The 10,991-nt window shown below is 74.7% G+C and carries 10 protein-coding genes; 6 read left to right on the top strand and 4 right to left on the bottom strand.

Annotation, left to right across the window (positions count from 1 at the left end; genetic code table 11):
• The 5 genes from AB1673_16640 to AB1673_16660 form a co-directional block, all read left to right on the top strand.
• Positions 1-1,116, top strand: a 1,116-nt coding sequence (locus AB1673_16640) for a dihydrolipoamide acetyltransferase family protein (GenBank protein ID MEW6155592.1), incomplete at its 5' end; no start/stop codon positions are given.
• 43 nt (positions 1,117-1,159) lie between these two features.
• Positions 1,160-2,773, top strand: coding sequence for a lipoyl synthase (gene lipA, locus AB1673_16645; protein ID MEW6155593.1), 1,614 nt, complete (start codon positions 1,160-1,162; stop codon positions 2,771-2,773).
• A 118-nt stretch (positions 2,774-2,891) separates the two neighbouring features.
• The gene (locus AB1673_16650; GenBank protein MEW6155594.1) at positions 2,892-3,566 is read left to right on the top strand and encodes a hypothetical protein; all 675 of its coding nucleotides are present in this window, start codon (positions 2,892-2,894) and stop codon (positions 3,564-3,566) included.
• A gap of 101 nt (positions 3,567-3,667) precedes the next feature.
• Entirely contained in the window at positions 3,668-3,892 is a 225-nt protein-coding gene (locus tag AB1673_16655; protein ID MEW6155595.1) for a hypothetical protein, read from the top strand.
• 17 nt (positions 3,893-3,909) lie between these two features.
• Complete coding sequence (locus tag AB1673_16660) at positions 3,910-5,286, top strand: DUF2867 domain-containing protein (GenBank protein ID MEW6155596.1); 1,377 nt, start codon at positions 3,910-3,912, stop codon at positions 5,284-5,286.
• A 73-nt stretch (positions 5,287-5,359) separates the two neighbouring features.
• Here the strand turns inward: AB1673_16660 and AB1673_16665 are convergent, their stop codons facing one another.
• From AB1673_16665 to AB1673_16680, 4 genes are read right to left on the bottom strand one after another with little or no spacing between them, the layout of a single operon-like run.
• Positions 5,360-7,678 carry a prolyl oligopeptidase family serine peptidase gene (locus tag AB1673_16665; protein ID MEW6155597.1) on the bottom strand — a complete coding sequence of 773 codons (2,319 nt, stop codon included), beginning with the start codon at positions 7,676-7,678 and terminating at the stop codon, positions 5,360-5,362.
• Positions 7,675-9,033: a Dyp-type peroxidase gene (locus tag AB1673_16670; protein MEW6155598.1), complete on the bottom strand. Its 1,359-nt coding sequence runs from the start codon at positions 9,031-9,033 to the stop codon at positions 7,675-7,677. Before AB1673_16670 ends, AB1673_16665 begins: the two co-directional genes overlap by 4 nt.
• Complete coding sequence (locus AB1673_16675) at positions 9,030-9,584, bottom strand: hypothetical protein (protein MEW6155599.1); 555 nt, start codon at positions 9,582-9,584, stop codon at positions 9,030-9,032. The genes AB1673_16670 and AB1673_16675 overlap by 4 nt, the downstream gene beginning before the upstream one ends.
• A complete protein-coding gene (locus AB1673_16680; protein ID MEW6155600.1) occupies positions 9,581-10,105 on the bottom strand; it encodes a hypothetical protein in 525 nt (174 codons plus the stop codon). The genes AB1673_16675 and AB1673_16680 overlap by 4 nt, the downstream gene beginning before the upstream one ends.
• Before the next feature lie 473 nt (positions 10,106-10,578).
• Here AB1673_16680 and AB1673_16685 point away from each other — a divergent pair.
• The coding region (locus tag AB1673_16685; protein ID MEW6155601.1) for a hypothetical protein at positions 10,579-10,991 on the top strand (413 nt) is incomplete at its 3' end.

A 10,991-nucleotide genomic window follows, 5' to 3' on the forward strand; every position in this document is an offset into this window, starting at 1 on the left:
GCGGCTCCCGCCGCTCCCGAGGCCCCCGCGGCCCCCGCGGCCCCTCCGGCCGCCGCGGCCCCTCCGGCCCCCGCGGCCCCCGCCGCTCCCGAGGCCCCCGCAGCCGGCGGTCAGCCCGAGGGCAACGGCCGCGGCGGGGGTGGGAACGGTCCCAGCGACCTGACGGCCGGCCGGCTGCTCTCCCCTGTCGTTCGCCGCCTGGTCAACGAGCACGGTCTCGACCCCGAGCAGATCCCCGGCACCGGTCAGGGAGGGCGGGTCACCCGGGGCGACGTGCTGGCCTACATCGACCGCAGTGGCGGCCGGGCGGCCGCCCGCCAGGGCGCGGGCGCCAGCCAAGCGGCCCCGCCGGCCGCGTCCCCCGCCGCCACGGCCAAGCCGGTGGCCGTGCCTCGGGCCGGAGGCGACGACGAGGTCATCGCCTTCTCCAACATCCGCAAGCGCACGGCCGAGCACATGATCCGGTCCCAGGCCACGTCGGCCCACGTGCTGGTGGCCACCGAGGTCGACTTCTGGGCCGTCGACCAGGTGCGGGCGGCCCACAAGGAGCAGTTCAAGGCCCGTGAGGGCTTCTCGCTGACCTACCTGCCGTTCATCGCCCGGGCCACTATCGACGCCATCGCCGAGTTCCCCCACGTCAACGCCTCGGTGGGCGACAACCAGCTCATCGTCCACCGCCGCACCCACCTGGCCATCGCCGTCGACCTCAACTTCGAGGGCCTGATCGTGCCCGTGGTCCACGACGCCGACCAGCTCCGGCTCACGGCCCTGGCCCGCTCGATCGCCGACCTGGCCCGGCGGGCGCGGTCGCGCGAGCTGACGGCCGACGACATCTCCGGGGGCACGATCACGATCACCAACCCGGGGCCGTTCGGCACGTTCATCACGTTCCCGGTCATCAACCAGCCCCAGGTGGCTGTGCTGTCCACCGACGGCATCCGCAAGAAGCCGGTCGCCATCGAGCTACCCGACGGCAGCGACGCGGTGGCCGTCCACCCCGTGGGCGTGGTCGGGCTGTCGTTCGACCACCGGGCCTTCGACGGGGCCTACGCGTCGGCCTTCGTGGCCAGGATCAAGGACATCATCGAGACCCGCGACTGGGCCCAGGAGCTGTAGTGGCCGCCGCCGCCCGGCCGCCGCGGGCCTAGGACACCCCCGGGTGGACAGCCCCCTGCGGGTGCGCTGGCTGGGGCGCGTCCGCTTCCACGACGCCCACGGCCTGCAGCGGGCGCTGTTCGCCCATTCCCGCCATCCATACCTCCTGCTCCAGGAGCACCCCCACGTCTTCACCCTGGGCCTGCGGGGCGACCCGGCCAACGTGCTGGTGAACCCGGCGTCGGTCGGGGCCGAGTTGGTGCGCACCGACCGGGGCGGCGACGTGACCTACCACGGGCCGGGCCAGCTCGTGGGTTACCCGGTGCTGTCCTGGCCCGACGGGCCGGGGGCCACGCCCGCCTTCGTCCGGTCGGTGGAGCAGGTGGTCATCGACGCCTGCGCCGACCTCGGGCTGGGGGGGCTGGGGCGGCTCCCCGGGTTCCCGGGCGTGTGGGCCGGGCCTGACGGCCCCGCCCCCCGCAAGGTGTGTGCCGTGGGGGTGCGGCGCAGCCGGGGCCGGACCATGCACGGGTTCGCCCTCAACGTCGACCCCGACATGGCGTGGTTCGACCGCATCGTGCCGTGCGGGATCCCCGACAAGGCGGTCACCTCGATGGCCGCCGAGGGGGTGCGGGTGACGATGCGGGCGGTGGTCGAGGCCGTGAGCGCCCGAGCGGCCGAGCACTGGGGCGGGGGGCAGGCCAGCCGGGCCGATGTCGCCTGGGCGGCCGGGCCGGTCGCCGTCCCCGAGGCGCTGACGATCGGTGCCCGCAAGCCGGAGTGGCTCCGGGTGCGGGCCGACCTGGGCGACGGTTACCGCCAGCTCAAGCGCACCATGCGGGAGCTGGAACTGGTCACGGTGTGCGAGGAGGCCGGCTGTCCCAACATCTTCGAGTGCTGGAACGACGGCACGGCCACGTTCATGATCAACGGCGACCGCTGCACCCGGGCATGTGGGTTCTGCCTGGTCGACACCCGGCGCCCGTCCGGGCCCCCCGACCCTGCCGAACCGGCCCGGGTGGCCGAGGCCGTGGCCCGCATGGGCCTGGCTCACGCGGTCGTGACGGCCGTGGCCCGCGACGACCTGGCCGACGGGGGCGCGGCCCAGTTCACGGCCACCGTGGACGCGGTGCGGGCGCGCTGCCCGGGCACGGCCGTCGAGGTCCTCGTCCCGGACTGCAAGGGCGACCCCGCGGTGCTGGCCGCACTGTTCGCGGCCCGGCCCGACGTGCTCAACCACAACCTCGAGACCGTGGCCCGGCTGCAGCGGGCCGTGCGGCCCCAGGCCTCCTACGCCCGCAGCCTGGCCCTGCTGGGGCGGGCCAAGGCGGCCGGGCTGACGACCAAGTCGGGCCTCATGGTCGGCCTGGGCGAGGAACCGGCCGAAGTGGTCGAGGCCATGGCCGACCTGCGCAGCGTGGGCGTCGACATCCTCACCGTGGGCCAGTACCTGCGGCCCAGCGCCGCCCACCTGCCCGTCGCCCGCTGGTGGCACCCCCACGAGCTCGACGAGCTGAGGCGCACAGGCCAGGCCATGGGCTTCTCCCACGTCGAGGCGTCGCCCCTGGCCCGCTCCAGCTACCACGCCCGCCAGGCCAGCGAGGCCAGCCAACCCGCACCGGTTGGGCCTGTGGCCGTCCGCGGCCCGGTGGGGCGCGGCGACCCGGTGGCCGGGTGAGCGCCGACGGGCCCGGTGGCCCGGTGGGGCGCGGCCCGGTGGGGCCCGGTGGCCCGGTGAGCGCCGACGGGCCCGGTGGGCCCGTCCACGAGGCGGCGCAGCCCTGATGAGGGCGGCGGTGGCCGGCTTGGTGCTGGCCGGGCTGCTGGCCACCACGTGTGACACGAGCCTGCCCGAGGGTTACATCGCCCTCGACAGCGACAACCCGGGCGCCCTGCCCGCCCTGTCGGTCCAGCCCGAGGACGTTCCCGAGGGCTACGCCGTGGGCCTCTACCCGGGCGGCGACCAGACGGCCAACGAGGTCACGCTCAACCTGTGCGCGGCCGCCTTCCCCAGCGAGGCTTTGCGCATCGCCCGCCGCCAGGTCGGTGTGGTCGACCCCCGCCAGGAACTGGTGATGTCCACCGAGGCCGTGGCCTACCAGGACGAGGCCGCCACCGCTCAGGCCTTCGTCGAGCTGCGGGCCGCCCAGGCCGGGTGCTCCGGTGCCCTGCGCCGCCCCAGCACCGGGGAGGTGGTGGGCCTGGTGTTCGGCACGCCCCCCGACCGGGACTGGCCGGTGGTGGCCGGCGTCGAGCGGCTGGCCTTCGACTACCACGAGGTGGGCGAGACCAGCCCGCCGGCCCGCACGGTCCTCGTGTTCCTGCGCCGGGGCCGGCTCCTGCTCGGCGTCTACGTCTACCTCAAGGACGGCCGGCCCGTCCCTCCCGTACGGGGGGCCACGAGCGTCGAACAGATCGTCGAGGACTTCGCCCGTCGCCTGGCCGCCCTGCCCGCCACCGTCACCCGCTGAGGGCTGGCTTGCGCCTCGCGCCCGTAGGGCCCACCGACCACTTGACGGCGGCCCGGCGCCCGGCTTGGATTCGCGGCCCGTACCATCGGAAAGGAGCCGAGATGGCCGTTGCCGCCAACCTGGAGAAGGGCCTCACCAAGGCCTACGAGAACCACTCCCTGAGCGACCTGCTCGACGCCCCCGTCGACGCCATCGCCGGCATCAGCGAGGGAGACGCCGTCCACCTGCAGGAGGCCTTCAACATCAAGACGGTCGGTGACCTCGGGCGCAACAAGTACGTGCGCCTGGCCGTGGCCCTGGCCGACCTGGGCGGGTTCGAGGGGTAACCCTGGCGACCTACGCGGTGGCCGGGGCCGGCGGTTACGTCGGCCGGCGGCTGGTGGCCCACCTGGCCGGCCTGGGCCACCGCGTGGTCGCCATCGGTCGGCGGGCCGACCAGCTGCCCGCGGCGGCCGTGGCGCGGGCAGTCGACGTGGCCGACACGCCGGCCCTGGCCGAGGCCCTGGCCGGCTGCGACGCCGCTTACTACCTCGTCCACTCCATGGCCGGCGGCGAGGGGTTCTCCGGAAGGGACCGGGCCCTGGCCGAGTCGTTCTCCCAGGCCGCGGCGGCGGCCGGGGTGGGCCGCATCGTGTACCTCGGGGGCCTGGGCCGGGGAACGCTGTCCGAGCACCTGCGCAGCCGCCAGGAGGTGGGACGGGCCCTGGGTTCGGCGGGTGTGGGCGTGGTGGAACTGCGGGCCGCGGTGGTCATCGGGGCCGGGAGCATCTCTTTCGAACTGCTCCGCTACCTGACCGAGCGACTGCCGGTCATGGTGTGCCCCCGCTGGATCACGACCCGGGTGCAGCCCGTCGCCGAACGGGACCTGCTGGCCTACCTGGCCGCGGCCCCCGAGGTCGGGCCCGGCGTCTACGAGATCGGCTGCCCCGAAGCCACCACCTACCGCGACATGATCGCCACCTACGCCCAGGTCCGGGGCCTACGACCGCGGGTCATCGTCGACGTCCCGGTCCTCACCCCCCGCCTGTCGGCCCGCTGGGTCGACCTGGTCACGCCCGTGGACCGCCACGTCAGCCACTCGCTGATCGACAGCCTGGCCACCGAGGTGGTGGTGACCGCCCCCGGGCCGACGGCCGCCGCCTTCGGCGTGGCCCCCCTGCCCGTGGCCGAGGCCATCTCCGCCGCCCTCGACGAGCAGGCCGCCCGCATCGGCCATGGCCTGTTGTCGTTCCGTGCCGGGCTCAGCAACGGCGTCTACGCCATGCGGTCCAACGTCTCCCTTCCGGCCGGCGACGTGGACGGGGCCAAGGACGACCTCACCCGCTGCGGCGGCGACCTGCGGTGGTACGGGACGCCGTGGGCCTGGCGGTTGCGGCTGGCCCTGGGCGGGCTGTTCGGCGAGCGGCTGCACTTGCAGCGCCCGCCGCGGGTCGAGCCCGGGGCGGCCGTCGACTGGTGGGTGGTGGAGGAGAAGACCGGGTCGTCGCTGGTGCTGGGCACCCGCCGGTGGTTCTGCGGAGAGGCCTGGTTGGGCTACCAGGTGTGCGGTCCCCCACAGGCCAGGATCGAGCAGGTGGCCGCCCTGCGCCCCAAGGGCCTGCTCGGGCTGGCCTACTGGCGGGCCGTGTGGCCCGTGCACCTATTGGTCTTCCGCGTCATGGGCCGGCGCCAGGCCCGGCGGGCCGCCCTGCTGGCCCGCCACGAGCCCCGGACGGGCTGACCCCACGAAACCTGCGCGGGAATCGTGGGCGTTTCGCCCACGATTCCCGCGCAGGTTTTCGTTGGGGTACCGCTCAGCCCGGGCCCAGGGCCTCTTTGAGGAAGGCGACCTGGAGGAGCAGGAGGTTCTCGGCCACGACCTCCTGGGGGGTCATGTGGGTGACGCCCGACAGGGGCAGGACCTGGTGAGGGCGGCCAGACTCCAGCAGGGCGCGCGACAACCGCAGGGTGTGGGCGGCCACCACGTTGTCGTCGGCCAGGCCGTGAACGAGAAGCAGCGGGCGGCGCAGGCCGGCGGCCGCGGCCACCAGCGAGCACCGGCGGTAGGCGTCGGGGTCGGACTGGGGGGTGCCCAGGTAGCGCTCGGTGTAGTGGGTGTCGTACAAGGCCCAGTCGGTGACGGGCGCACCGGCGATGGCCGCGTGGAACACGTCAGGCCGGCGGATCACCGCCAGCGCGGCCAGGTAACCGCCGAACGACCAGCCCCGGACAGCCACCCTGGACAGGTCGAGGCGCTCGTCCCGGCGGGCCAGGTCGGCCAGGGCGTCGACCTGGTCGTCGAGCACGGGCCCGGCCAGGTCGCCGAGCACCTCCCGCTCCCACTGCGGGCCCCGGCCGGGTGTGCCCCGGCCGTCGACGACCACCACCGCGAAGCCCTGGTCGGCCAGCCACTGCGGGCCCAAGAAGGCGTTGTGCGCCCGAAGCACCCGCTGGGCATGGGGGCCTCCGTAGGGGTCGAGCAGCACGGGCAAGGGGCCCTGCGCCAGAGCGGCCGCCCCGGGGGAGCCCTCGGCCGGCAGCAGGACGGCGGCGTGCACCGCCCGAGGCCCGGCGGTGGTGAACAACGGCCGGGGCCGCACCGCGGGCACCTCGGCGAGCGAGGCCACGGCGTGCAGGGCAACGTCGCCCTGCCACACCTGGGCCTGGGCCCCGGGCTCGGCCGGCGAAGCCCACGAGAGCACGGCCACGTCGCCGGCGGCGGCGGCCACGTCGCCCACCCCACCGCCGCCCGTCAGCCGCTCGGGGGCCCCGCCGGGGCCCAGGCGGTAGACGTCGACCTCGGTCGGGTCGGCGGCCGAAGCCGTGAACAGCACGCCCGCGGGGCCCGAGTGGGCCACCCGGCGGACCTGGAGCCCGGGGGGAGTGACAGCCTCGCCGTCCAAAGCCAGGCGGCGGCTGCCCTCGCCGTCGACGGTGGTCACCAGCCGCCCACCGGGCGCCCACGCCGGGGTGCCGGGCACGATCTCCACCCACGCCGGGTCGCTCTGGCGCGCCAGCAACGACGTCTGCCCGGTCGCGGGGTCGACGGCCAGCACGTCGAGCGTGCGCTGGTCGCGGGACTGGACCGTGACCAGAAGTCCCTCGGGCCCCCAGCGCACGGCCACCAGGTAAGGCTTGGCGGCCGCGTCCCAGGCCACCTCGGTGCGGCCCCCGTCGAGGTCGACCAGCCACAGGCCGACGACGGCGTTGGCTGTTCCCGCGGCCGGGTAGCGCACGGTCAGCGGGGGCGACGCCGGCTCGGCTGGGTCGGCGATGTACCAGGACTGCACAGGGGAGACGTCCACCCGGGCCACGGCCAGGCGGCGGCCATCGGGCGACCACCAGTGGCCCCGGGTACGCCCCATCTCCTCGGCGGCCACGAAGTCGGCCGAACCCCACGACACCTCCGGCCCCTCGGGCGCCAGGACCAGCCGCTCACTGCCACCGCGGTCCACCACCCGCAGGGTGTCGCCTGTCACGTAGGCCACGTGGCCGCCGCCGGGGGCCAGGCGGGGGTCGTACACGCCGGGCCGAGCGGCCACCTCGGTCACCCCGCTACCCCTGCCCCGAGGGCCACGCGGGCCGTCCTCGACGGCCTCGCCCTCGCCCTCGCCCTCGCCCTCGCCGCCGAGGGTGGCCACGCGGCGGCCCATGCCCCCCGCCCCCCCACCACCGCCCGACCCGCTCACAGCGTGGCCGCCGGGCTGGGCCGCCACCCTGGCCGCGTCGCCGTCCCCGCCGTCGCGGTCGAGAGCGGCCAGGAACAGGCGGCCGTCGAGGGCGAACACCGCCTCCCGGCACGGGCTGTCGGTGTCGTAGGCCACGATCCCGCCCGACGCCTCCCGGGCCCGCTCGCGGCGGGCGCGTTCCTCGGGCGGCAGCGACTCGGGGCCGGTGCCGACCAGGGCCCGGGGGTCGGCCACCAGGCGCTCGGCCCCAGTGGCCACGTCGAGCACCCACAGGGCGTTGACCGGGTCGTCGCCCGCCGACGACCGCAGGAACACCACCCGGCGGCCGTCGTCGGCCACCGTGAAGCTGCGGGGGGCGCCCAGCCGGAACTGGCGGGTGCGAGCCGACTGGCGGGGATAGCTGTCACCCGAGCCAGGCCCGGACGTGACGAACGGGCCCGTCATCCGAAGCCGGCGGCCAGGGCGCGCAGGGCGTCGAGGCCGGGCATGAACAGGTACTCACCGCCCCGCGTCTGCACGAAGGGCAGCATAGGAGAGACGATCACCGGTGGGTCCCCCTGCACGGTCATCTTGCCCGTGCCCTCCGGGCCCCCGAGCAGGAAGTCGCGGTCGGCCCCCAGGCCGAACACGTTGCCGTCGTTGCACCACTGGTGCTGGATCGTCTCGAACTGGCGCTCGATGGAGGCGTTGAAGCAGATGAACACGAGCCCGCGGTCGGCGCCGTCGTCGTCGAGGACGCCCTCGGGTAGCGGCCCCCCGTAGGGCATGCCCCGGCGGATGATGCGGTGGCGCTTGGTGCGCATCCCGCCCCAGCCCAGGGCGTCGCGGGGGTTGGTGCGGCGGATGTGGGCGCCCAGGGGGCAGCGGAAGCCGTCGAGGTCGTCGCGGTAGCGGAAGTCGTCGATGCGCTCCAGGTCGCCGGAGATGGCCGGGTCGGGGCGGTCGGGCGACAGGACGAGAGGGGTGCCGTCGCGCCACCGGCCCACGATCTTGGCCGCCAGCTTCTCCTCGCCCCCCGGGAAGCGGGCACCCTGGGCGCGCAGGAACCGGCGGAACCCGGCCACGTCCTGGTAGAGCTTGCGGTAGACCATGAACGTGCCGTTGTCCCCCAGGGGGGCGGCCGGCGAGTCGGGCAGCAGGCCGTCCTCGTCCTCGTAGCCGAGCACGAACTCGCCGGGTTTGACCGGCTTCCACCCCCACCACCGGCCGGGTGTGCCCCGGCCCGAACGCGGCGGCATGCCGCTGTGCTCGACCAGGGGCTGGGCGAACCCGTCGGCGAACCCGAACTGGTCACGGGCATGGGCGAACACCGCGGCCCGCTGTTCGTGCACCACCGCCAGCCCGCTCCCGGGGCGCTCGACATAGGCCCGCAGGTCGTCCATGTGCTCGCCCAGGGCGCCGGCCCGGAGGGTGTCGACGGTGACCATGACATGGGCCGTGCCCTGGCCCAGCCCGTCGTCCCAGCGCGCCGGGTCGCTGGGGCCGCGGTCGCCCAGCAGGTCGGCCCTCGCCCTCATGCCCTCGACGAAGGCGGGCGGGAAGGTGGCCAGCAGCCGCTCGGGGACGCCCAGGGCGCTCAGGCCGGGGGCCGTGAAGGCCACGTTCAGGGTGTGCTCGGGCTTGCCCTCGACCCACTCGGCGGCGGTGGTGACGGGGTCGACCAGCTCGCCCACCCAACGGCGGCCGGCCTCGGGGTCGTCCACCCGCACGAACAGGTAGCCGGCCGCCGGGAACCCGTAGCCCCGCAGGATGTTGCCCTGGATGTCGTCGAGGTCGAGGGGGTTGGCGGTGTGCCTCACCGGCCACTCCCAAATGTCTCGGACCACCGCCGGTGCAGCTCGTCGTCGTCGACCCCCTGGACCGAGGCCGCGAAGGCGATCAGCTCGTCGCGCCGGGCCAGGCTGTCGCGCACCCGGGCCACGGTGGCGTCGGGGTAAGCCGAGAAGTAGACCTCGGTGTCGATCTGGTTGTGCATGAAGTAGCGGGCGAAGGCGGCCCGGTCGCCGCGGCCCGGGTACCCCACGCAGTGCTGCCAGATGGCGTCGGCGTCCTCGCCCAGCAGGTCGCACAGGTCGTCGAGGAAGGGCGCAAGCTCACCGTCGAAGCACGCGCTGAACAGCAGGTACTGCGATTTGAAGGGGTCGGGGCGCATGGGGGCGCCCTGGAAGGCGGGCTGGTCCATCGTGACCCAGCGGGCGAAGTGCACCCCCGGGAGCCGGCCCAGGGGGCTGGCCGGTCCCTCGGGAAGCGCCCGCAGGTGGCGGCGCAGTGCGATCTCGTGGCCGGCCACGACGGGGGTCATCACCAGCAGGGCGTAGGACTGCCCGAGGCGGTTGTGGGGACCGTTCACAAGTCACCCTGGGAGCGCACGAGGAACTCCCGCCACGCCCGCCCCAGCTCGGCCGGGCCCATGTCCGCGGCCTGGGCCTTGAACGCCTCGAAGCGGTCGCCGAGGCGCAGGGCGGCCAGGGCGACGGTGGCCGTGGCCTCGGGGTAGGCGCTGTAGAAGTGGTCGGCCTCGATCTCGTTGTGGGTGATGTAGCGCTTGAACCGGCCCACCGGCTTGGCCCCCGGGAAGCCGAACGACGTGCCCCAGATCAGCCGCATCCGCACCGGCATGATGTAGGAGAAGGCGTCGATGTAGTCGTCCCACGTGCCGTTGAAGTTGCTCTCGAAGTAGAGGTAGCAGTAGCGCGGGTGCTCGGGCCGCTGGGGCGGGCCGTTGTAGGGCACCCGGTCGATGAACGACCAGCGGGCGAAGTGGATGAACGACAGCTTGCGCAGGGCCTCGGTCATCCACGGCACCTTGCGGGGCAGGACGTAACCCAGCTTGGTGAGGCGCACGAACCCGGGGCGCACGGGCGTGAGCACTGTGATAGCGCTCGCCCTCCCGCACACGTTGCCCATTCGCCGACCACGCTCCGTTCAGCCGGTCGCCCATCGCCGGGCGGCCCGGCCCGAGGCTAACTGGGCCAGCCCCGCCGGTCGACGACCCGGGGGTCCGGTCGGGGCCGTCGAGGACTGCCCTCCAGCCTGGCATGAGGTCGGCCAGCAACCACCAGCCATCTGGCCCACGTCGACGAATGGGCCGTTCGGCCCATGTGCAAGACGCCTCTGATGGTTCAAGCTCAGCTCACGGGGATTCGCCTGGTTCGTGCTCAAGCCCGGCGTCCCCGAAGCCGAAGAACCGACCAACGAGAAGCGGACGCGGCGGGACCGGCGGTTTCCGGGCCCGGCGGTGCACAGCAGCCGAGACGGGCCCCAATGCGAACGACTACGACGGCACCCAGCCCCGGCCTCCCGGGCCGACCCGGCCCCGGGGGACGCTCTCCTACCCGGCGGCGGTGGGAGGGGCGGGCAACGGCTCGTCGCTGGCCTCGCTCACGCGTGACAGCGCCGGGCGGCTGGCCTCGCTGGCCTGGGACCTGGCCTCCGAGGCCGGGTTCTCGTCCTCGTCGGTCACCCGCTCGCAGTCAGGCCGGGTAATGGACCAGGTCAGCGACGGCGTCGACGCCCACCCCGGGGGCCCGAACTTCTCCTATGACGGCGCCGGGCGGCTGGTGGAGGCCCACGTGCCCGGCCACCACCTCACCTACGGCTACGCCCCCGCCGGGGGCTGCGGGCCGGCGGCGGGGGCGGGGCTCAACTCCAACCGCACGTCGGTGACCGACAACGGCACCACCACCACCTTCTGCCACGACCACGCCGACCGCCTGGTCGGGGCCTCGCCTAGCCTGGGGGCCATCGCCTACGACGA

Source organism: Actinomycetota bacterium (assembly GCA_040754375.1).
In the GTDB taxonomy this organism is placed as follows: domain Bacteria; phylum Actinomycetota; class Acidimicrobiia; order Acidimicrobiales; family AC-14; genus JBFMCT01.